The 21,087-nt window shown below is 63.2% G+C and carries 19 protein-coding genes and 1 pseudogene; 18 read left to right on the top strand and 2 right to left on the bottom strand.

Translation table 11 applies throughout. The features are described from left to right. Window positions 1-37: 37 nt before the first annotated feature. The 3 genes from ACIQYU_RS12020 to ACIQYU_RS12010 all read left to right on the top strand — a co-directional run bounded on the left by ACIQYU_RS12020 (window position 38) and on the right by ACIQYU_RS12010 (window position 2,001). On the top strand, window positions 38-481 hold the full coding sequence (locus ACIQYU_RS12020) for a carboxypeptidase regulatory-like domain-containing protein (protein ID WP_207831872.1): 444 nt from the start codon (window positions 38-40) through the stop codon (window positions 479-481). Between the two features lie 54 nt (window positions 482-535). Next, window positions 536-1,282, top strand: coding sequence for a phytanoyl-CoA dioxygenase family protein (locus ACIQYU_RS12015; RefSeq protein ID WP_233687785.1), 747 nt, complete (start codon window positions 536-538; stop codon window positions 1,280-1,282). 197 nt (window positions 1,283-1,479) lie between these two features. Then, window positions 1,480-2,001, top strand: coding sequence for an acyloxyacyl hydrolase (locus ACIQYU_RS12010; RefSeq protein WP_207831876.1), 522 nt, complete (start codon window positions 1,480-1,482; stop codon window positions 1,999-2,001). Window positions 2,002-2,116: 115 nt separating this feature from the next. On the opposite strand, the gene ACIQYU_RS12005 is transcribed toward ACIQYU_RS12010, so the two are convergent. Together ACIQYU_RS12005 and ACIQYU_RS12000 are read right to left on the bottom strand one after the other, a co-directional pair. Continuing rightward, the gene (locus ACIQYU_RS12005) at window positions 2,117-4,240 is read right to left on the bottom strand and encodes a TonB-dependent siderophore receptor (RefSeq protein WP_233687786.1); all 2,124 of its coding nucleotides are present in this window, start codon (window positions 4,238-4,240) and stop codon (window positions 2,117-2,119) included. A 246-nt stretch (window positions 4,241-4,486) separates the two neighbouring features. Then, window positions 4,487-5,377 carry a universal stress protein gene (locus ACIQYU_RS12000; RefSeq protein WP_207831880.1) on the bottom strand — a complete coding sequence of 297 codons (891 nt, stop codon included), beginning with the start codon at window positions 5,375-5,377 and terminating at the stop codon, window positions 4,487-4,489. A gap of 147 nt (window positions 5,378-5,524) precedes the next feature. On the opposite strand from ACIQYU_RS12000, the gene hisN reads away from it, so the two are divergent. From hisN to ACIQYU_RS11925, 15 genes and pseudogenes are all read left to right on the top strand, one after another. After that, complete coding sequence (hisN, locus tag ACIQYU_RS11995) at window positions 5,525-6,316, top strand: histidinol-phosphatase (protein WP_207831882.1); 792 nt, start codon at window positions 5,525-5,527, stop codon at window positions 6,314-6,316. A gap of 225 nt (window positions 6,317-6,541) precedes the next feature. Beyond that, window positions 6,542-7,273, top strand: a complete 732-nt coding sequence (locus ACIQYU_RS11990) for a hypothetical protein (RefSeq protein ID WP_207831884.1) — start codon at window positions 6,542-6,544, stop codon at window positions 7,271-7,273. 254 nt (window positions 7,274-7,527) lie between these two features. Beyond that, entirely contained in the window at window positions 7,528-8,484 is a 957-nt protein-coding gene (benR, locus tag ACIQYU_RS11985) for a benABC operon transcriptional activator BenR (RefSeq protein WP_207831886.1), read from the top strand. Between the two features lie 85 nt (window positions 8,485-8,569). Then, a pseudogene (locus ACIQYU_RS11980) lies at window positions 8,570-8,833 on the top strand (RHS repeat-associated core domain-containing protein); the annotation flags it as partial. 548 nt (window positions 8,834-9,381) lie between these two features. Further along, window positions 9,382-10,740, top strand: a complete 1,359-nt coding sequence (gene benA / locus ACIQYU_RS11975; RefSeq protein WP_207831890.1) for a benzoate 1,2-dioxygenase large subunit — start codon at window positions 9,382-9,384, stop codon at window positions 10,738-10,740. After that, a complete protein-coding gene (gene benB / locus ACIQYU_RS11970) occupies window positions 10,737-11,222 on the top strand; it encodes a benzoate 1,2-dioxygenase small subunit (protein WP_025339039.1) in 486 nt (161 codons plus the stop codon). Before benA ends, benB begins: the two co-directional genes overlap by 4 nt. A gap of 73 nt (window positions 11,223-11,295) precedes the next feature. Then, on the top strand, window positions 11,296-12,306 hold the full coding sequence (gene benC, locus ACIQYU_RS11965) for a benzoate 1,2-dioxygenase electron transfer component BenC (protein WP_207831893.1): 1,011 nt from the start codon (window positions 11,296-11,298) through the stop codon (window positions 12,304-12,306). A 144-nt stretch (window positions 12,307-12,450) separates the two neighbouring features. Next, the gene (locus ACIQYU_RS11960) at window positions 12,451-13,212 is read left to right on the top strand and encodes a 1,6-dihydroxycyclohexa-2,4-diene-1-carboxylate dehydrogenase (protein WP_207831894.1); all 762 of its coding nucleotides are present in this window, start codon (window positions 12,451-12,453) and stop codon (window positions 13,210-13,212) included. Window positions 13,213-13,269: 57 nt separating this feature from the next. Then, window positions 13,270-14,598: an aromatic acid/H+ symport family MFS transporter gene (locus tag ACIQYU_RS11955; RefSeq protein ID WP_233687787.1), complete on the top strand. Its 1,329-nt coding sequence runs from the start codon at window positions 13,270-13,272 to the stop codon at window positions 14,596-14,598. A 30-nt stretch (window positions 14,599-14,628) separates the two neighbouring features. Beyond that, complete coding sequence (gene catA, locus ACIQYU_RS11950; RefSeq protein WP_207831899.1) at window positions 14,629-15,543, top strand: catechol 1,2-dioxygenase; 915 nt, start codon at window positions 14,629-14,631, stop codon at window positions 15,541-15,543. A 160-nt stretch (window positions 15,544-15,703) separates the two neighbouring features. Then, a complete protein-coding gene (locus ACIQYU_RS11945) occupies window positions 15,704-16,903 on the top strand; it encodes a benzoate/H(+) symporter BenE family transporter (RefSeq protein ID WP_207831902.1) in 1,200 nt (399 codons plus the stop codon). Window positions 16,904-16,957: 54 nt separating this feature from the next. Further along, window positions 16,958-18,208 carry an OprD family porin gene (locus ACIQYU_RS11940; RefSeq protein WP_402799984.1) on the top strand — a complete coding sequence of 417 codons (1,251 nt, stop codon included), beginning with the start codon at window positions 16,958-16,960 and terminating at the stop codon, window positions 18,206-18,208. 44 nt (window positions 18,209-18,252) lie between these two features. Further along, window positions 18,253-19,329: a metal-dependent hydrolase gene (locus ACIQYU_RS11935; RefSeq protein ID WP_207831906.1), complete on the top strand. Its 1,077-nt coding sequence runs from the start codon at window positions 18,253-18,255 to the stop codon at window positions 19,327-19,329. A 3-nt stretch (window positions 19,330-19,332) separates the two neighbouring features. Then, window positions 19,333-20,025 carry a TraX family protein gene (locus tag ACIQYU_RS11930; protein WP_233687789.1) on the top strand — a complete coding sequence of 231 codons (693 nt, stop codon included), beginning with the start codon at window positions 19,333-19,335 and terminating at the stop codon, window positions 20,023-20,025. Between the two features lie 100 nt (window positions 20,026-20,125). Continuing rightward, window positions 20,126-21,037, top strand: a complete 912-nt coding sequence (locus tag ACIQYU_RS11925; protein WP_063914102.1) for a LysR family transcriptional regulator — start codon at window positions 20,126-20,128, stop codon at window positions 21,035-21,037. Window positions 21,038-21,087 lie beyond the last annotated feature (50 nt).

Below are 21,087 nucleotides of genomic sequence, written 5' to 3'. Positions count from 1 at the left end.
ATAATAGGTAAGCCATCCTCGAAAGGAGGGTCGTACCATGCGTAACCATCACTATGCCCTCGGCGCGGCGCTGCTGATCGCCCTGGCGCTGCCATGGACCCTGGCCGCCGCCGCCGACCTCAATGCCCCGATCAACATGCAGGCCGTGCAACTGCAACAGCAGGAGCAGAACGGCATCCGCTACCTGCAAGGTGGCATCGGCCAGGATGAAGCCAACGCCCTGCGCAAGACCCCGGGCTATGACCTGCACGTAGAGCTCTCCACCGGCCCGGAAGGTGAGTTCCAGAGCGGTGCCAACGTCGACATCCAGAATGCACAGGGCCAGTCCGTGCTCAGCGTTGTGGATGCCGGGCCGCTGCTGTACGTGCAGTTGCCTCCCGGCAAGTACAAAGTTACGGGCAACGCCCAGGGTGAGACGGTGCAACAGTTGGTGACCGTGAGTGGCAAGGCCCCCACGACCGTTAGCTTGAACTGGCGTTGATGGAAAAACGGGCAGGAGTACGGATGTGCTCCTGCCTGAAAGGAGCGCATCGCCATGAGCCTGGACCTTCAACTGGAGATGTTGGACGAGTGGGGCTATGTGTTGCTCCCCGGTGTGCTCGAACCCTTGCGTATCGCCTTGTTGCGCTGCGCCATCGATGACCTGCAGCCCATCCACTGGGATTACCAGGGGCTGTTGGAACACTACAAGTGCGTGTTCAACCGCAACCCGTTGTGGTTGCCATTTCTCGACCTGCCGCCGCTGATTGCCCTGGCCGAAGCGGCATTGGGCGCCGACTGCCATGTGATCGGGCAAACCGCCTGGCGCAGCCACCCGGGCTACCCCGGTGTGGCCCTGCACCTGGACCATCTGCCCATGCAGTTGCCCGATTGGCTCAGTGAGCGTGGCGACTTCACCCAGCCCGCGCAGATCCTGACTGCGCAGCTGTACCTCAGCGATATCGACCATCACATCGGGCCGACCTGGGTTGTACCGGGCAGCCACCGTGCGGCGCGGCCACCGCGGGCTGGCGAGCAACACTGGCAGGGCCATGAGGCCCAGCCGGTGCTGTGCAAGGCAGGGGACGCGCTGGTGTTTCGCAGCGATGTCTGGCACAGCGGCGGGGCCAACTGCACCCAGTCACGCGAGCGCGACATGCTGCAAGTGCATTACGGCCGGCGCATGGTCGCGCAGAAGTTTTCGCCGTACCTGAACTGGCGTTTCAACCCTCAGGTGCTGGAGGAGGCCACACCCAGGCAAAGGCGTCTGCTGGGCGAACACGAAGAAGCGGAATACGACTGAGTCCTGCTGTTCGGCAGGCTAGAGGCTGGCAGACGGAATTAGCCAATAGTGGCAACTCGCTTTCAACTTTCTGGTTATCTGGTCGATAATCAGAAAAGTATTACTTCGCGTGACCGGTCCGGATGCAACCGGTCACCGCATAAGATCGAGGGGCCCAAGCCCCCACTTGCCGTGTAGACCATCAGGAGAAGTCATTGATGAAAACCCGACTAGCAGCTTCGCTGGCTGCTGCAGTGCTGGCCTTTGCCGGAGCGAATCTGGCCCAGGCAGCGCAGGTGACCGGCGCCGTTGGCGCCACTGGCCAAGGCGACATGACCTACCGTATTGGCCTGTCGTTCGACTGGGACAAGAAATGGCTGGAGAGCAGCACCGGTTATCTGACCGGATACTGGGATGCGGCCTACACCTATTGGGAGGGCGGTGAGGCCAGTGGCGCGCACTCGCTGTCGTTCAGCCCGGTGTTTACCTATGAATTCAGCGGTTTTACCTATACCCCGTACATCGAGGCCGGCATTGGCCTGGCGGCGTTTTCCAAGACCGACGTGGGCGACCAGCGCCTGGGCTCGGCGGTCAACTTCGAAGACCGCATCGGCTTTGGCCTGAAATTGCCGGGGGAGCAGAAGGTGGGGATCCGCGCGATGCATTACTCCAACGCGGGGCTCAAGCAGCCTAACGACGGCATCGAGTCGTACTCGCTGTTCTACAGCAAAGGGTTCTGAGACCGGGGGCCGCTTTGCGGCCCATCGCGACACAAGGCCGCTCCCACAGGTATGCGCCTGACTTCTGTGGGAGCGGCCTTGTGTCGCGAAAGGGCTGCGAAGCAGCCCCGGCAATTCAGAAGGTATACGAAACCCCAGCCTGCACCGTCCGCGGCGCTCCTGGGTAGGCGTAGAAGTTGAATGCTCCCTCGTCGTATTCCTTGTTGAACAGGTTCTTCAGGTCCAGGTTGAGGCGGATGTTGTCGTTGACCTTGTAAAAGGCCAGCAGGTCAACAACGGTGTACTGGTCCATGTTGTAAGTCACTGCCTCGGTCTGGCCATTGCGGTCATCGACGTACTTCACCCCAACCCCCAGCCCAAGGCCTTTGGCCAGTCCGTCCTGGAATTCGTAGGTGTTGAGCAGGCTGAAGCTGTTCCTAGGAATGTTCGCCAGCCGGGTGCCAGTGGGCAGGCGGTTGTCCTTGGTCACTTCAGCGTCGACGTAGGCGTAGCCACCGATCACCCGCCATTCTGGCGTGACATTGCCGGCGATGTTGATATCCAGACCACGGCTACGTACTTCGCCAGCGGCAAGGTTGTAGTTGGGGTCCGCCGGGTCGCGTGTCAGCACATTTTCCTTGACGATGTGATAGATCGCCGCGTCAACGCTCAGCTGACGGTCCGGCGCTTCCCATTTCATACCCAGTTCGTACGACTTGCCTTTCTCCGGGTCGAAGCCCGAACCTTGCAGGCTGGCGCCGCTATTGGGCTTGAACGAACGGGCGGTGTTGGCATAAACGGCGACAGAGTCGGTCAGGTCGTAGATCAGGCCAAAGCGCGGGGTGACGCCGTTCTCGCCTTTGCTGAAGTCGCGGTTCGCGGGCCGCTTGTCGTCGTAATCATGCTCGAAACGCTCGAAGCGTACGCCTGCAAGTGCCTTCAAGCGCTCCGTCAGGGCCACCTGGTCCTGGATGAAATACGCCCAGGTCTCGAGCTTCTCGCTGTCCCAGGTAGTTGGTACCGCTGCCAGCTCCGGCCTCGGCTGGCCTAGTACCGGATTGTAAATATCGATCGTGTAGGGCGCGGTGGAACGGCGAATGATCGAATTGTAATGGTAGTTCTCGTACTCGACGCCGGTCAGCAGGGTATGGCTGAACGCACCTGTATCGAAATGCCCGGTGAGGTTCAACTGCCAGTCGCGGTCGGTCCACTCCAGCTTGCGGTAATTGAAGTTGCGCTGCAGGGTACGGCCATCTGCTGGGGCAATGGTGGCCTCTACAGCATTGCCTTTGAGCGAGCCATCGAGATACTGGAAGCCTCCACCCAGCGTCCAGTTATCGTTGAGCAGGTGTTCGAAGCGCACCTGAGCCATGTTGTTGTCATTGTGCAGCAGGTTGTCGCTGCCTTTCTCCCAGATGTAGGTATCGCGTGAAGCGCTGCCGGCCTGGGTCGGGTAGCGGGTCAAGCCACGGTCCAGCGGGTGGTTGTTGCGCATGAAATCACCCTCGAAGACGATCTTCGTACTGTCGTTGACCTGCCAGCTGAGCACCGGCGCCACGTCATAGCGCTCGCTTTCAACGTTGTCGCGGAAGCTTTCGCCGCCTTCGCCCAGCAGGTTCAGGCGGTAGGCCAGCGAGCCGTCCTGGTTCAGCGGCCCGGTAGCGTCCAGGGTTGCGCGGTGCATGCCCTGGTCATCGAACTGGCTGCCCAGGGTGACCTTGGATTCCGGCAGCGGCTGCTTGCTGACCACGTTGAAGGTGCCGCCGGGGTCGCCACGGCCATACAGGCTGCTGGCCGGGCCACGGATCACCTCCAGGCGCTCGACCGTGTTGGCGTCCGGGGCGTTGGGGTAGCCGCGGTTGATGGGGAAGCCGTTGCGGTAAAACTCGCCGGTGGTGAAGCCGCGCACGGTGAAGGTGGTCAGGCCCTGGCCGCCGAAGTTGTTGGCGCGCCCGACACCGCCGGCGTAGTCCAGGCCGTCCTGCAGGCGGGTGGCGCCAGTGTCCTGCAGGACGTCCCTGGGCACCACGCTGACCGATTGCGGGGTCTCATGCAGCGCGGTGTCGGTGCGGGTGGCGCTGGCCGAGCGGGTGGCCTTGTAGCCGTCGACCGGGCCATCGGCACGTTCGCTATCAGCACTGCTGGTAATGCTCAGGGCCTGGAGTTCGATCTGGGCGGGGGCGCCGAGCGGCTCGGGCTCGGCAAAGGCCAGCGGGGAGACAGCATGAAGCACACAAAGCGAAACGAACGTGCGACGCATCGACGGGACGATCCTGGAGTAAGGCGCTGAGGGGTAGGGTGGGCAAGCGCCAAGAAACTACTACGAATCATTATCAAATGCATTCTTTTTTAGTGGTACTGGTGTGCCAGGTACCAAAGGGTGAAATCCGAACCGCCGTCTTTGCGGGCAAACCCGCTCCCACAGGGGGGCCACTGGCCTGAGGGCAGTGAGGTACCTGTGGGAGCGGGTTTACCCGCGAAGAGGCCGGTCCAGGTTACCCAGCCTTCAGCGGACCGCCTTGATCGCCAGCACATTGCACAGCGGATGCTCCAGCACATGCGCCGTGGTCCCGCCGAGGAACGTCTGCATGGCGTCGTGCCGGTGGCTGCCCATCACGATCACATCCGCCCGGCTGTGCCCGACGAACTCGGCAATGGCCTTGATCGCTGCCCCCTCCAGGAAGTGCCTGCGCTCCAGCGGAATCTGGTGGTGGTCGCCCAACCGGTTGAACGCCGCCCGCTGCGCGGTCCGCACGCTGCCATCGAAGCCAGGCATGGTCACCGTACCGGCGCCGAAGTCGGCAATGTGGGTCTTGGCCGCGTCGCACACGTGCAGCAGATGCAACTCGGCATTGCACTGCAGGGCCAAGGCATGGGCGCAGTGGATCACCTGCTCATCCAGGTGCTCGCCAGCGCCATGGCTGTTCAGGTCCACCGCGGCGGCAATCTGCCGGGGCAGGGGCAGGCGGATATCGCTGACCAGGTGCACGGCCACCGGGCTGTCCTTGAGCAACTGCCAGTCCAGTGGCGTTACCAGCAGGCGCTTGAGTACCGGTTCATGCTGCACGTCCTTGATCAGCAGGTCGCAACCCAGCCGTTCGACCCGCTCCAGCACACTGCCCAGCGGGTCGCGGGTCAGCAGCAGTTCGGTAGACACATCCAGGCCGGCGTTGGCCAGTTGTTCGGCTTCGTCCGCCAGCCATTGGCGGTTGTCGCTGAGCAGCCGCTCACGCTCACGGCTATCGCTCATCAAGCCAAAGGTGTCGACATCGTCGACGAACACATTGATATCCAGCAAAGCCCCGCTGGATTCCGCCAACGCCGCAGCGCGTTGCAGCGCCGGCGTGTGGCGCATCTGCGGGCCAAGCATGACGAACAGACGCTTGAACTGGCTCATCTCACACCTCCACGTGTGACAGCCCCCCGGTGATCTGGTCTTGTTCAGTCTAGACCGCGCAGGGCTGCATGAGCACCTGACGGAGGCTGGCGCGGCACGGCGTGTCGGGTATGATGCGGGCCCCATCATTTTCACGAGGCCCGCCCCATGTCCCTGAGTGCTGAACAGATCGGCGAATTCCGCGCCTTTGCCGAGCAGTTGGCCGATGCTGCCGCTGTGGCGATCAAGCCATACTTTCGCGCCAGCCTGGAGGTCGAGGACAAGGGCGGGCGCCTGTACGACCCGGTGACCGTGGCCGACAAGGCGGCCGAGGACGCCATGCGCGAGCTGATCCAGGCCCGTTACCCCGAGCATGGCATCCTCGGCGAAGAAGCCGGTGTGGCAGTCGGCAGCAGCCCGCTTACCTGGGTGCTGGACCCGATCGACGGCACCCGCGCTTTCATCACCGGCCTGCCGCTATGGGGCACGCTGATTGCCTTGAACGACGGCGTGCGCCCGGTGGTCGGGGTGATGAACCAGCCGTTTACCGGCGAGCGCTTTGTCGGCACCCCGGAAGGTGCCTGGCGCAGCGGTACGCCGTTGCAGACCCGCGCCTGTGCCGACCTGGCCTCGGCCACGCTGATGTGCACCACGCCGGACATGTTCGATACCACCGCGCGCAAGGCTGCGTTCGAGGCCGTTGCCGGCAAGGCGCGCCTGATGCGCTACGGTGGCGACTGCTATGCCTACTGCATGCTGGCTTCCGGGTTTGTCGACGTGATCGTCGAGGCGAGCCTGCAGCCTTATGACGTGCAGGCGCTGATGCCGATCATCGAAGGGGCGGGCGGGGTGATCACGGCGTGGGATGGCAGCAGCGCGCAGAATGGCGGGTGTGTGGTGGCCTGTGGTGACCCGGCGCTGCATGCACAGGTGGTGGAGATGTTGCGTCACGCCATGTAAGTGTTGTGTCGCCTGTACTGGCCTCTTCGCGGGTAAACCCGCTCCCACAGGTACTGCACGGTTTTCAGGATTTGTGGTGATCCTGTGGGAGCGGGTTTACCCGCGAAGAGGCCGGTACAGGCTTACTATCTTCCCAATCACCGCACTTTTTCCAATTTCCGGGCTCTATGCTTGGCCAGGCCGCTCTGATCCCCGGTGCGGCCGCCGAATATCGACCCGGTGCCGATGGTTGCAAGCAATCCCAATGTCTTCTCCCGCCTGCTGCTGGCAGGCGCCCTCACATGCCTGTGCGCCTGCACCCAGCAGCAGGGTCGCGACATGGTCAACCAGCTCGGCAACGGCAAGCCCAGCGAACTGTTCCAGACCAGCGTCGACCGCCTGGCCACGCTGTCCATGCGCGACAACCTGCAGAGCTTGTACCTGCTGATGAACAAGCTGTACCTGCGCAACCCCAACCAGTGGAAAATGTCCGGTTATGTCGACGCCGCGACTGCCGAGCGGCAGATCCGCATCGCCATCGAACAACGCCAGCCGTTGGCGCAACTGGGCAACCGTCGCGATCTCGCAGCCTTGAGCTATGCCCTGAGCCCCGAGTTTCGCGGTGATCGGGTCGGTGCCTTCATCTACGCCATCGGCAGCATGCTGATCACGGCGCACGGTGGCCGTACCGAGTTCTACATGACCGATACCATCGACCCGCTGTTCGTCAACAACGCCGCGCGCAATATCGAGAAGGCCACCTGGATGTTGAGCCAGCGGCAGGATGCCAATGGCGTGCTGCTGTTGTTCTCCAACGAGATCTCGGAAGAGGGCAGCAACCTCAGTTTTGCGGTGGAGTTCGGCAAGATCGTGGCGCGGCTGGATTTGCTTGCGGAATTGCTGGATGAGCGGTATCGGCGGATTGGTTTGAATTACGCGCAAAGCCTGTTGCTGATGAACTTCCTGCCTGTACAGTGAAGTGAGCGGTACAGGAAAGACCGTTCGATAAACGAACACGGCCACTGTCCCGTCTGTCCGCTATCCGCCCATCCATTCCCAAGGTTGCATTGCCCAACCCCCGCCTTTTTGCTTAAGTGTGCCCATCCACCGGTTGTCGCCTGCCCCCGCGACCCGCAGCCGGCTCGATAGAATGACCGTGACGACCGCAACCACAGCCCACCGGGCCGTAGGACGCGGCGACCAGAACAATAACGATACCGAGTGCCTTGCCTATGGAAAGCCGCCTGCTGAGCGAGCGCAGTAGCGTGTTTCATCACGCCGACCCCTATGCTGTGTCCGATTATGTCAATCAGCATGTAGGCCAGCATTGCATCGGTCTGTCCCGCACCACCCATCCGCAAGCCAGCCTCAGCCACCGCAAGTTCGCCGAACTGGACCTGTGCCGCATCAGCTACGGCGGCAGCGTGCGGGTTACTTCGCCGGCGCTGGAAACCATTTATCACCTGCAGGTGTTGCTCAACGGCAACTGCCTGTGGCGGGGGCACAAGCGTGAGCAACACCTGGTGCCGGGCGAGCTGTTGCTGATCAACCCCGACGACCCGGTTGACCTGACCTATTCGGAAGACTGCGAGAAATTCATCCTCAAGGTGCCGACCCGGTTGCTGGATTCGATCTGCGATGAACAGCGCTGGCACCGGCCGGATGGCGGGGTGCGGTTCTTGCGCAACCATTATCGGCTGGAGGAGCTGGACGGGTTCGTCAACCTGCTGGCGATGGTTTGCCACGAGGCCGAGGTAAGCGACTCACTGCCAAGGGTACAGGGCCATTACAGCCAGATCGTAGCCAGCAAGTTGCTGACCCTGATGAGCACCAATATCCGTCGCGAATGCCTGAGCGCCCCTCAAGTGGGCCTTGAGCGCATTCTCGATTACATCGAGCGCAACCTGAAGCTGGAGTTGTCGGCTGAGGTGCTGGCGGAGCAGGCCTGCATGAGTTTGCGCTCGTTGTATGGGTTGTTTGACCAGCATCTGGGCACCACGCCCAAGCATTACGTGCGCCAGCGCAAGCTGGAGCGGGTGCATGCATGCCTGAGCGACCCGACCTGTGGCGTGCGCAGTGTGACGGAGCTGGCCCTGGATTACGGTTTCCTTCATCTGGGGCGTTTTTCCGAGGTCTATCGGCAGCAGTTTGGTGAGCTGCCGTCGCAGACGTTCAAGCGGCGGGGATGACACCCGCCCGCTTGGCCACCTGATATTTCTGCCAGTTGTTTGCATTTCATGCACAACACACCATTTGCCTTATCTCAGGTAAAAGGTGGCAATCATGTCGACTTCATTGCAGTACACCGTTTATGGGCATGATGGATACAGTCAATACCCATCAGTGCTGCGTTTCAGCGGGCAGAGAAAAGAGTCTGCAACAGGCCACTACTTGCTGGGGAATGGATACCGTGCGTTCAATCCGGTTTTGATGCGGTTCCACAGCCCTGACAGCTTAAGCCCAATGGGTGCCGGAGGATTTAATTGTTACGCCTACTGTGCTGGGGATCCCGTTAACAATACGGACCCGAGTGGTCACCGCCGGCTCCCGGGCATCAAGCTATCGAGCATCAGGGACAACGTAGGAAACGCCAAAGGCGGATATAGCTTCAATCCGGATTTCAAGGCCGGCGGGCTTGATCGGCAGGTGGTAAGCCCGAGCACTGTAGGTACGGTAAATACACTAGGCCGTGGTTATGGCTCCCAAATAGAGCCAATTCTTAACGCCGCTGTATGGACTGATGCTGAAAAACTATTGGTGCAAGGAACCACACTCAAGCTGATTAGCAATTATGGCGAGAATTTGAAACGGGCTCGCGGTCTGAGCGTCGATCCAGCCGCAACCCCCATAGGGTCTCAAGGCGAATTGATGGAGGCGCTCAGCGTGCTCGTTCCGCTCAACAATAAAATGCAAGCAGCCGAAACCCTCTTTCCACGCGTCAGTTGGCTTCATGATCCTAAACGGCTAGTCCCAGCAGTGAGAAGGCCGCATACCGCTGGATAGCACTCTGCACAATCCGGATAGTCCCCCGCCAGCCGTCTCCCTAACCTGACCAGGTCTAAACAATAACAAGGGAGACCCTGGCCATGTCCCTGGGATTCGACTACCTCAATGCCTTGCTCGAGGACGACCGTGAAAAGGGCATCTACCGCTGCAAGCGCGAGATGTTCACCGACCCACGCCTGTTCGACCTGGAGATGAAACACATCTTCGAGGGCAACTGGATCTACCTGGCCCATGAAAGCCAGATCCCCGAGAAAAACGACTTCCTCACCCTGACCATGGGGCGCCAGCCGATCTTCATCGCGCGCAACAAGGACGGTGAGCTCAACGCCTTCCTCAACGCCTGCAGCCACCGCGGCGCCATGCTGTGCCGGCACAAGCGTGGCAACCGCTCCAGCTACACCTGCCCGTTCCACGGCTGGACCTTCAACAACAGCGGCAAGCTGCTCAAGGTCAAAGACCCCAGCAATGCCGGCTACCCCGACAGCTTCAACTGCGACGGCTCCCACGACCTGACCAAGGTGGCGCGCTTCGAGTCGTACCGTGGCTTCCTGTTCGGCAGCCTGAATGCCAACGTCAAGCCGCTGGTCGAGCACCTGGGCGAGTCGGCCAAGATCATCGACATGATCGTCGACCAGTCGCCGGAAGGCCTGGAAGTGCTGCGCGGTGCCAGTTCGTACATCTACGAAGGCAACTGGAAGCTCACCGCCGAGAATGGCGCCGACGGCTACCACGTCAGCTCGGTGCACTGGAACTACGCCGCCACCCAGAACCAGCGCAAGCAGCGTGAGGCGGGTGACGAGATCAAGACCATGAGCGCCGGCGCCTGGGCCAAGCAGGGCGGTGGCTTCTACTCCTTCGACCACGGTCACCTGCTGCTGTGGACCCGCTGGGCCAACCCCGAGGACCGCCCGGCCTACGAGCGCCGTGACCAGCTGGCAGCCGACTTCGGCCAGGCCCGTGCCGACTGGATGATCGAGAACTCGCGCAACCTGTGCCTGTACCCGAACGTGTACCTGATGGACCAGTTCAGCTCGCAGATCCGCATCGCCCGGCCGATTTCGGTGAACAAGACCGAAATCACCATCTATTGCATCGCGCCGAAAGGCGAGAGTGCCGATGCCCGCGCCAAGCGCATTCGCCAGTACGAAGACTTCTTCAACGTCAGCGGCATGGCCACCCCGGATGACCTGGAGGAGTTCCGCTCGTGTCAGACCGGCTACGGCGGCGGCACCGGCTGGAACGACATGTCCCGCGGCGCTGCGCACTGGGTGGAGGGTGCCGACGAGGCGGCCAGGGAAATTGAACTCAAGCCTTTGCTGTCCGGTGTACGCACCGAGGACGAAGGCCTGTTCGTGCTGCAGCACAAGTACTGGCAGGACACCATGATCCAGGCCCTGAAGGACGAACAGCAACTGATCCCCGTGGAGGCCGTGCAATGAGCCTGTATGAAACCGTGCGCGACTTCCTCTACCGTGAAGCACGTTACCTCGACGATGCCCAGTGGGATCAGTGGCTGGAACTGTACGCCAGCGACGCCAGCTTCTGGATGCCGAGCTGGGACGATGACGACACCCTTACCGAAGACCCACAAAGCGAAATCTCGCTGATCTGGTACGGCAACCGTGGCGGCCTGGAAGACCGCGTGTTCCGCATCAAGACCGAGCGCTCCAGTGCGACCGTGCCCGACACCCGCACCTCGCACAACATCAGCAACATCGAGATCGTCGAGCAGGGCGAAGGTGAGTGCCAGGTGCGTTTCAACTGGCACACCCTGAGCTTCCGCTACAAGACCACCGACAGTTACTTCGGCACCAGCTTCTACACCCTCGACCTGCGCGGTGAGCAGCCGCTGATCAAGGCCAAGAAGGTGGTGCTGAAGAACGACTACGTGCGCCAGGTCATCGACATCTATCACATCTGATCCAGGGTTTTTGCGAGCGCTGCCCGGTGCGTCCTGCGACGCGCCGTGGCCAGGCTCGCCCGCGAGGTGCAACATGAGCTACCAGATCGCACTGAATTTCGAAGACGGGGTTACCCGCTTCATCGAAGCCGCCGGCCATGAAACCGTGGCCGACGCCGCCTACCGCCAGGGCATCAACATCCCGCTGGACTGCCGCGACGGCGCCTGCGGTACCTGCAAGTGCAAGGCCGAGTCCGGCCGCTACGACCTGGGCGACAACTTCATCGAAGACGCCCTGAGCGAAGACGAAGTCGCCGAAGGCTTCGTCCTGACCTGCCAGATGCGCGCCGAGAGCGACTGCGTCATTCGCATCCCGGCCTCGTCGCAGCTGTGCAAGACCGAACAGGCCAGTTTCGAGGCCGCCATCAGCGATGTCCGCCAGCTGTCGGCCAGCACCATTGCCCTGTCGATCAAGGGCGAGGCCCTCAGCCGCCTGGCCTTCCTGCCAGGCCAGTATGTCAACCTCAAGGTGCCAGGCAGCGAGCAGAGCCGCGCCTATTCGTTCAGCTCGCTGCAGAAGGATGGCGAAGTCAGTTTCCTGATCCGCAACGTGCCGGGCGGGCTGATGAGCAGCTTCCTGACCAACCTGGCCAAGGCCGGCGACCGCATGACCCTGGCCGGGCCGCTGGGTAGCTTCTACCTGCGGCCGATCCAGCGCCCGCTGCTGCTGCTGGCCGGTGGCACCGGCCTGGCACCGTTCACGGCGATGCTGGAGAAGATCGCCGAGCAGGGCAGCGAGCACCCGCTGCACCTGATCTACGGCGTGACCAACGACTTCGACCTGGTCGAGCTCGACCGCCTGCAGGCGCTGGCGGCGCGCATCCCCAACTTCACCTTCAGCGCCTGCGTGGCCAACCCGGACAGCCAGTACCCGCAAAAGGGCTACGTGACCCAGCACATCGAGCCGCGCCACCTCAACGATGGCGATGTCGACGTGTACTTGTGCGGCCCGCCACCGATGGTCGAAGCGGTCAGCCAGTACGTGCGCGAGCAGGGCATTACCCCGGCGAACTTCTACTACGAGAAGTTCGCGGCGGCGGCTTGATCCCTTTCATCCGAACATGACACCGCTTCTGTGGGAGCGGGTTCACCCGCGAAGAGGCCAGCCGGTACAGCGGTTTTGTCTTGTCGGACGCATTCGCGGGTAAACCCGCTCCCACAGGGACAGCGGGCAAGTGGAGATTTGCATATGAACAACCGATTCCAAGGCAAGGTCGCCCTGGTCACCGGTGCCGCCCAGGGCATCGGCCGTGGCGTGTGCTGGCGGCTCAAGGCCGAAGGCGCGCAAGTGGTCGCGGTAGACCGCTCCGAACTGGTTCACGAACTGGCCGGCGAGGGCATGCTCACCCTCACCGCCGACCTTGAACAACATGGCGACTGCACCCGGGTCATGGCCAGCGCGGTTGAAGCATTCGGCCGCCTCGACATCCTGGTCAACAACGTTGGTGGCACTATCTGGGCCAAGCCCTTCGAACACTACGAAGTGGACCAGATCGAAGCCGAAGTGCGCCGCTCGTTGTTCCCCACCCTGTGGTGCTGCCATGCCGCACTGCCGTACATGCTCGAACGTGGCAGTGGCGCCATCGTCAACGTCTCGTCCATCGCCACCCGTGGCGTCAACCGCGTGCCCTACGGCGCGGCCAAGGGCGGCGTCAACGCGCTGACCGCGTGCCTGGCTTTCGAAACCGCCGGCCGTGGCATCCGTGTCAACGCCACCGCCCCCGGCGGCACCGAAGCGCCACCCCGGCGCGTGCCGCGCAACAGTGCCGAGCAGACCGAACAGGAAAAGCACTGGTACCAGCAGATCGTCGACCAGACCCTCGACAGCAGCCTGATGCACCGCTACGGCAGCATCGACGAGCAGGTGGGCGCGATTCTGTTCCTCGCCTCCGACGAAGCCTCGTACATCACCGGCGTGACCTTGCCGGTAGGGGGCGGTGACCTCGGCTGAGCGACACCCCAAAGGCAAGAGCTTTCTTTCACAACAAAAACAAGAGCGACAGATGCCATGCGAACCCTTGACGTACACCCGATCATCGATAACGCGCGCTTTACCCCGTTCCACTGGATGGTCATGGCCTGGTGCGGCCTGCTGCTGATCTTCGACGGCTATGACCTGTTCATCTACGGCGTGGTACTGCCGGTCATCATGAAAGAGTGGGGCCTGACCCCGCTGCAGGCCGGTGCGCTGGGCAGCTATGCGCTGTTCGGCATGATGTTCGGCGCCCTGGCATTCGGTAGCCTGGCCGACCGCATCGGGCGCAAGAAGGGCATCGCCATCTGTTTCGCCTTGTTCTCCGGGGCGACCATCCTCAACGGGTTTGCCAGCAGCCCGAGCGAGTTCGGCATCTACCGCTTCATCGCCGGCCTGGGCTGCGGCGGCCTGATGCCCAATGCCGTGGCACTGATGAACGAGTACGCGCCCAAGCGCCTGCGCAGCACGCTGGTAGCGATCATGTTCAGTGGCTACTCGCTCGGCGGCATGCTCTCGGCGGGCGTCGGCATCTTCATGCTGCCGCGTTTCGGCTGGGAATCGATGTTCTTCGCCGCAGCGGTACCACTGCTGCTGTTGCCGGTGATCCTCTACCACCTCCCGGAATCGATCGGTTTCCTGGTGCGCAAGGGCCGGACCGACGAGGCCCGCAAGCTGCTCAAGCGGCTGGACCCGGATTGCGACGTGCAGGCGGATGATGTGCTGCAGGCAGCCGACCGCAAAGGCAGCGGGGCGTCGGTGCTGGAACTGTTCCGCAACGGCCTGGCCATTCGTACCCTGGCGCTGTGGCTGGCGTTCTTCTGCTGCCTGCTGATGGTCTACGCGCTCAGCTCCTGGCTACCAAAGCTGATGGCCAACGCCGGCTACAGCCTGGGCTCGAGCCTGTCGTTCCTGCTGGCGCTGAACTTCGGTGGCATGGCTGGGGCGATCCTCGGCGGCTGGCTGGGCGACCGCTACAACCTGGTCAAGGTCAAGGTCGCGTTCTTCATGGCTGCCGCGCTGTCGATCAGCCTGCTGGGTGTCAATAGCCCGATGCCGGTGCTGTACCTGCTGATCTTCATTGCCGGCGCCACCACCATCGGTACCCAGATCCTGCTGTATGCCGGCGCTGCGCAAATGTACGGGTTGTCGGTGCGCTCCACCGGGCTGGGCTGGGCCTCGGGCATCGGCCGCAACGGTGCCATCGTCGGCCCGCTGCTGGGTGGTGCACTGATGGGCATCAACTTGCCCCTGCAACTCAATTTCATCGCCTTCGCCATACCTGGCGCGATCGCCGCGCTGGCCATGGCCGTGCACCTGGCCAGCGGCCGTCGGCATGCCCAGGCCATTGCAGCGCAGGCGTAATTCCAGAACAACAACATGAGGTGACCCACCATGACCGTGAAAATTTCCCACACTGCCGAGGTGCAGCAGTTCTTCGAAGAGGCCGCAGGCTTCGGCAACGATGCCGGCAGCCCACGCCTGAAGCGCATCGTGCAGCGCGTGCTGCAGGACACCGCGCGACTGATCGAAGACCTGGAAATCAGCGAGGACGAGTTCTGGCATGCCGTCGACTACCTCAACCGCCTGGGCGGGCGCGGCGAGGCCGGGCTGCTGGTGGCAGGGCTGGGCATCGAGCACTTTCTCGACCTGCTGCAGGATGCCAAGGACGCCGAGGCTGGGCTGGGCGGCGGTACCCCGCGCACCATCGAAGGCCCGCTGTACGTGGCCGGTGCGCCCATCGCCGAAGGTGAAGTACGCATGGACGACGGCAGCGAGGAGGGCGTGGCCACGCTCATGTACCTGGAGGGCCAGGTGCTCGACCCGGAGGGCCGGCCGCTGCCAGGTGCCACGGTGGACCTGTGGCATGCCAATACCCGCGGCACCTATTCGTTCTTCGACCAGAGCCAGTCCGAGTACAACCTGCGCCGGCGCATCGTCACCGATGCCGAAGGGCGCTACCGCGCGCGCTCCATCGTGCCATCGGGCTATGGCTGCGACCCGCAGGGGCCGACCCAGGAGTGCCTGGACCTGCTGGGCCGCCATGGCCAGCGCCCGGCGCATGTGCACTTCTTCATCTCGGCGCAGGGGCACCGGCACCTGACCACGCAGATCAACCTGGCCGGGGACAAGTACCTGTGGGACGACTTTGCCTATGCCACGCGGGATGGGCTGGTGGGCGAGGTGGTGTTCGTCGAGGGTGAGGCGGGGCGGCATGCCGAGCTGAAGTTCGACTTCCAGTTGCAACGGGCCCAGGGCAGCGCCGATGAGCAGCGCAGCAGCCGGCCACGGGCTTTGCAGGAGGCCTGATCCACCAGGTTGGTTTCTTGGCGGGCGCGCCCGCTCCCACAGGTACGGCGCAAATGCTGAAACCTGCGCAGTCCCTGTGGGAGCGGGTTCACCCGCGAAAAAGCCAACACCAGAACAAGAGCCAGCCACAAAGGCCGGCCGCTGCCTTGCGAGAAGCGTCATGAAAACCCTGATCAAGGACTGCTCCCTGTCGGCCATCGTCGCTGGCTGCATCGCCACGATGATCTCCTACGCCGGCCCACTGGTGATCATCTTTCACGCCGCCGAAGCCGCCGGCCTGTCTCATCGGCAACTGTCCTCCTGGGTCTGGGCAGTGTCCATGGGCAGCGCCGTGCTCGGCGCGCTGCTCAGCCTGCGCTACCGGGTGCCGGTGGTAATCGCCTGGTCGATCCCTGGCTCGGCGCTGCTGGTCACCGCCTTGCCGCTACTGGGCCTGGAGCAGGCCGTGGGTGCCTACCTGGTGGCCAACCTGGTCCTGTTGCTGATCGGCATCAGCGGGGCCTTCGACCGCATCATCGCGCGCCTGCCGGGCTCCATCGCCGCCGGCATGCAGGCCGGCATCCTGTTCAGCTTCGGCATCGAGGTGTTCCGCGCCTTGCCGGTGCAACCACTGCTGGTACTGGCAATGTTCGTCACCTACCTGCTGATGCGCCGGGTGCAGCCGCGCTACGCCGTGGCGGCGGTGCTGTGCGTGGGCACGGTGATGACCGTGGCCAGCGGGGCGTTTCGCAGCGAGGCGTTGGTGCTGGAGCTGGCGTCACCGCAGTGGGTCACCCCGCAGTTCAGCCTGGCAGCGGTATTCAGCCTGGCACTACCGCTGGTGCTGGTGGCCCTGACCGGGCAGTTCATGCCGGGCATGGCGGTACTGCGCAACGCCGGCTACCCCACGTCGGCCAGCCCGATCATCGGTGCCAGTGCCCTGGCCGGTGCCGCGCTGGCGCCGTTCGGTTGCCACGGGCTGAACCTGGCGGCAGTCACCGCCAGCCTGTGTACCGGCCATGAAGCCCATGAAAACCCACGGCGGCGCTATGTCGCGGCGGTGGCTGGCAGTGCGCTGTACCTGTTGCTGGGCGTCGCCGGAGCAACGCTGATGTCGCTGTTCGCGGCTTTTCCCGCCGCCCTGATCGCCGCCCTGGCCGGGCTGGCCCTGTATGGCGCCATCAGCGAGGCCCTGGCCCGCAGCCTGGCGGACCCGGCCGAGCGCGATGCCGGGTTGTTCACCTTCCTGGTCACCGCTTCGGGGGTGGCCTTCCTGGGCCTTTCGGCGGCGTTCTGGGGCTTGCTGTTCGGCCTGCTGGCCCATGCGCTGCTGAGGCTGGGCCAGCCACGTGCCCGGGAGGTGCTGCCCCGTACCCCCTGAACCGCTGTGTTTCCAACGCTTAACCCATAAAAACAAGATCAAGAGAGCTTCGGAATGAACCACACCCCTTGCGTCGCCCTGGGCCTGACTTTGCTCAGCCAACCGTTGCTGGCCGCCGAAGGCGGCCTCTTCGAGGATTCGAAGGCTACCCTGAGTGCCCGTAACTACTACTTCAGCCGCGACTTCTCCGACATTGTCGGGGCCAACCGGCAATCCAGGGCCGAGGAGTGGGCCCAGGGTTTCATCCTCGACTTCAAGTCCGGCTACACCCCGGGCACGGTCGGCTTTGGCTTGGATGCGCTGGGCCTGCTGGGCATCAAGCTCGACAGCAGCCCCGACCGCACCAACACCGGGTTGCTGCCGGTGCACGGCGACGGCCGCGCCGCCGACGAATACAGCCGCCTGGCACCCACTTTCAAGGCCCGCTTGTCGAAGACCGAACTGCGCGTCGGCGAACTGCAACCCAACCTGCCGGTGCTGACTTTCAGCGACATCCGCCTGCTGCCACCGACCTATCAAGGCGTCAGCCTGAGCTCTGCGGAAATCGACGGCCTGACAGTGCAGACCGGGCACCTGAAGAGCACCCACCTGCGCAACGAAGGCGGCGACGGCAAGATGAACCCCATGCTCGGCCATGTGCCGATGCGCCAGGTAGAAAGCGATGCCTTCAACTACCTGGGCGGGGACTATGCATTCAATGCCAACCAGAGCAGTGTCAGCCTGTGGTACGGGCAGCTGGAGGACATCTACGAACAGGGCTTTGTCGGCCTCAAGCACAGCAAGCCCGTAGGCAACTGGGTGCTCAGCGCCAACCTGGGGTATTTCACCGCGCGTGAGGATGGCGATGCGTTGCTCGGCAACATCGACAACCAGGCGTTCTTCTCGATGTTTACCGCCCGGCATGGCGGGCACAGCTTGCATGCCGGCTACCAGGGCATTTATGGCGACACCCCGTTCCCACGGGTGTTCGCCAACATCTCGCCGCTGGGTAACGAAGTGCCCACTTATGAGTTCGCCTATACCGACGAACGCTCATACCAGGTGCGCTACGACTACAACTTTGCGGCCATGGGCGTGCCGGGGCTGACCGCGACGGTGCGCTACATCACGGGTAACAATGTCGATACCGGGCTGGGTTATGAAGGGCGTGACCGCGAGCGTGACCTGGACATTGGTTACGCGGTGCAGAGCGGGGTGCTGAAGGGGCTGGGGATCCGGGTACGCAATGCCATGGCCCGGTCCAATTACCGCAGCGACATCGACGAGAACCGCTTGACGCTGGTGTATACCTGGCAGTTGTTCTGAGATGAGGGTAGTTTCCTGAAACCACCTTTTCAGGATCGCCACCCTTGGACTCCATCACCCAAGCCGTTCTCGGCGCTGCCCTTCAAGGCACCGTACTCGGCCGTATCCAGGGCCGCCGCTCGCTGCTGTATGGCGCGGCGCTGGGCACGCTGCCCGACCTTGACGTGATCATCCGCTACGCCGATCCGGTGTCGCAGATGACCTACCACCGTGGTTTTTCTCATTCCCTGTTCGTGCTCACCGGGCTGGCCTTGCTGCTGGCCTGGCTGGTCCACAAGTGCTGGCCAGGCAAAGGCTATACCTTGCCCAGGCTGTTCCTGGCGTTCTGGCTGGTGCTGGTCACCCACCCGTTGCTCGACGCCTTCACGGTCTACGGCACGCAGTTGTTCTGGCCCTTGCAGGCCACCCCGGAAAGCTGGGCAGCGGTGTTCATCATCGACCCGGTGTACACCGTGCCGCTGCTGGCGGCGGTGACCTACGCAATCATCAAAGGGCTGACGAGCCGGGCCACGCAGTTTCTGACCTTGGCCTTGGTGTTCAGCGCAGCCTACCTGGGTTTCGGCCTGGCCGGACGCATGGCGGCCGAGCAGCGTTTCCAGGCGGCCCTCGACCAGCAAGGTATTGCCGTCAGCCAGGTACGTGCCGTGCCGATCGCCTTCAACAGCCTGGTCTGGCGGGTGCTGGCCAAGACCCCGGACGGCGATTACTACGAAGGCATCAGCAGCGGGTTTGACCAGCAGGCGCCAGAAATGCAGCGTTTGCCGCGTAATCTGCAGCTGGCGCAAGCGCTGGCCGGGCACCCGTTGCACCAGCGCTTGCGCTGGTTTACCGATGACTGGCTGCGCTACGACCAGGTAGGTGATGCGCTGGTGGTCAGCGACCTGCGTATGGGCATACCGGGAAACTACACGTTCCGCTTCAGCATGGCCCACCGTGACAGCCAGGGGCACTGGATTGCCGATGTGCCATCAATGTGGAAGGGTGCCGGGCCAGGCTCGGCGTTCAATGGCGACGACCTGGTGCTGATCTGGCGACGGATCGTCGAGCAGCAGCCACCATTGCCACTGGCTGCCTGGACCGATCGCCACCTGGGGGCCGGCCCAGTCGAGCGCGGGCACTGAGGCATGCGCTCAGCCGGGCTGGACCTGGTCAAGTGGACGGCGATGCTGACCATGGTCGCCGACCACCTACGCTTCCTTTGGCCTGATGCCGATGGCCTGTTCGTACTCGGCCGGTTGGCATTTCCGCTGTTTTGCCTGGCGATTGCGGTGAATGTGGGGCGCGGCAGGGCAGAGGCGCTGTACACCCGCGGCAACCTGCGTTATGTGGTGCTGATGCTGGTGTTCGCGGGGCTGTCGGAGCCTGTGTATCGTTGGCTGGACAGTGGTTCGCCAACGTTCAGCGTGATGCCGACCCTGGTGTTGGGGTTGCTGGTCGCCTGGGGTGTGCATCACTCATTGAGATCGGCGCGAGTGATTGGCCTTGCCAGTCTGCTTGCGGGGTGGCTGTTCAGTGAACAGTTGATGTACGGGCTGGCGGGGGTGATGCTGCCGGGCGCCTGGTTGATGGCGCGCAGCAAGGGAGGGGCGGCCTGGTTGTTGCCTTGCCTGTTGGCCATGGGCGGGAACCTGACCAACAGCTGGTTAAGGGAGCATCTGCTGGCGCCAATTACCGTGCTGACGCTGATGGCCGCAGCCTCGGCGATTCCCCTCGGGTGGTCGCTGCTGCGCCATGAGGGTTGGCGGGTGCCTGCGGTGGGACGTTGGGGTTACCTGTTTTATCCGGTGCATCTGCTGGTCATCAAAGGATTATCCTGAACCAGTAATCGGGGCCGCGAAGGGCTGCAAAGCAGCCCCCGCTTGTATTTCACAGATTCATACCCATCTAGGCCGGCCGCACCGGACTCAGGAACCGCCCATGGAACCCAACCGCTTCGGCGACATCGCCGCCTTCGTCAGTGCGGTGAAGGCCGGCAGTTTTACCGCCGCCGCTGCCACCCTCGGCCTGACGCGCTCGGCGGTGGGCAAGAGCATCGCCCGTCTGGAAGCGCGCATGGCCGTACGCCTGCTCAATCGCACCACGCGCAAGCTGAGCCTGACCGACGAGGGCCTGGTGGCCTACGAGCGCTGGCGGCAGATTCTGGATGACCTGGACGAAGTGGAAAGCACCATGGCCCAGCGCCGTGGCAAGCCCACCGGCACCCTGCGCCTGACAGCCCCCCTGTCATTCGGCCAGCGCCATGTGTTGCCGATGCTTGACCGCTACCTGAAGCAGTGGCCCGAGCTGCGCGCCGACATCCGCTTCACCGACCGTTTCGTCGACCTGGTCGAGGAGGGTATCGACGTTGCGGTGCGTATCGGTGCACCGAAGGAAGACTCGCAACTGTTGACCCGCACGGTGGCCTGGCAGCAGTTTGTCACCTGCGCCTCGCCCGCTTACCTGGACGCGCGCGGCGTACCGCAGGTGCCCGGCGACCTCTATGGCCACGACAAGATCGCCTTCCTGGCCGGCGAAAAGACCATGCCGTGGCGCTTCCATACCGAAGCGGGGCTGCACCTGTGCGAAGACCCCGGGCGGCTGAACATCGACAGCTCCGAGGCGATGCTCGATGGCGCGCGGGCGGGTTTCGGGCTGATTCACCTGCCTACCTACATCACCGGCGACGACTTGCGCGCCGGCACCCTGGTGGAGGTGCTGCAAGCCTATCGGCCGCCAGCGGACCCGATTCGCATCGTCTATCCAAGCAAGCGCCATCTGTCGCCACGGGTACGCGGCTTCATCGACCTGCTGGTAGCCAGCTGGGAACCGGGCGTGCCCTGGGAATACTGATTGGGGACTGGCAGGCCCCTGTGCCGGGCCTGAAGCCGGGTTTATCGCTG

Source organism: Pseudomonas sp. NPDC096925 (assembly GCF_044762545.1).
Classification (GTDB): Bacteria; Pseudomonadota; Gammaproteobacteria; order Pseudomonadales; family Pseudomonadaceae; genus Aquipseudomonas.
This window is presented reverse-complemented; position numbering and strand designations above follow the sequence as displayed.

Coding starts and splice junctions, on each gene's coding strand:
- ACIQYU_RS11930 (WP_233687789.1), top strand. CDS start 19,333: ATGCGCTCAGCCGGGCTGGACCTGGTCAAGTGGACGGCGATGCTGACC.
- ACIQYU_RS12020 (WP_207831872.1), top strand. CDS start 38: ATGCGTAACCATCACTATGCCCTCGGCGCGGCGCTGCTGATCGCCCTG.
- benR (WP_207831886.1), top strand. CDS start 7,528: ATGGAAAGCCGCCTGCTGAGCGAGCGCAGTAGCGTGTTTCATCACGCC.
- benB (WP_025339039.1), top strand. CDS start 10,737: ATGAGCCTGTATGAAACCGTGCGCGACTTCCTCTACCGTGAAGCACGT.
- ACIQYU_RS12015 (WP_233687785.1), top strand. CDS start 536: ATGAGCCTGGACCTTCAACTGGAGATGTTGGACGAGTGGGGCTATGTG.
- benC (WP_207831893.1), top strand. CDS start 11,296: ATGAGCTACCAGATCGCACTGAATTTCGAAGACGGGGTTACCCGCTTC.
- ACIQYU_RS11945 (WP_207831902.1), top strand. CDS start 15,704: ATGAAAACCCTGATCAAGGACTGCTCCCTGTCGGCCATCGTCGCTGGC.
- catA (WP_207831899.1), top strand. CDS start 14,629: ATGACCGTGAAAATTTCCCACACTGCCGAGGTGCAGCAGTTCTTCGAA.
- ACIQYU_RS12000 (WP_207831880.1), bottom strand. CDS start 5,377: ATGAGCCAGTTCAAGCGTCTGTTCGTCATGCTTGGCCCGCAGATGCGC.
- benA (WP_207831890.1), top strand. CDS start 9,382: ATGTCCCTGGGATTCGACTACCTCAATGCCTTGCTCGAGGACGACCGT.
- ACIQYU_RS12010 (WP_207831876.1), top strand. CDS start 1,480: ATGAAAACCCGACTAGCAGCTTCGCTGGCTGCTGCAGTGCTGGCCTTT.
- ACIQYU_RS11990 (WP_207831884.1), top strand. CDS start 6,542: ATGGTTGCAAGCAATCCCAATGTCTTCTCCCGCCTGCTGCTGGCAGGC.
- ACIQYU_RS12005 (WP_233687786.1), bottom strand. CDS start 4,240: ATGCGTCGCACGTTCGTTTCGCTTTGTGTGCTTCATGCTGTCTCCCCG.
- ACIQYU_RS11955 (WP_233687787.1), top strand. CDS start 13,270: ATGCGAACCCTTGACGTACACCCGATCATCGATAACGCGCGCTTTACC.
- hisN (WP_207831882.1), top strand. CDS start 5,525: ATGTCCCTGAGTGCTGAACAGATCGGCGAATTCCGCGCCTTTGCCGAG.
- ACIQYU_RS11940 (WP_402799984.1), top strand. CDS start 16,958: ATGAACCACACCCCTTGCGTCGCCCTGGGCCTGACTTTGCTCAGCCAA.
- ACIQYU_RS11925 (WP_063914102.1), top strand. CDS start 20,126: ATGGAACCCAACCGCTTCGGCGACATCGCCGCCTTCGTCAGTGCGGTG.
- ACIQYU_RS11960 (WP_207831894.1), top strand. CDS start 12,451: ATGAACAACCGATTCCAAGGCAAGGTCGCCCTGGTCACCGGTGCCGCC.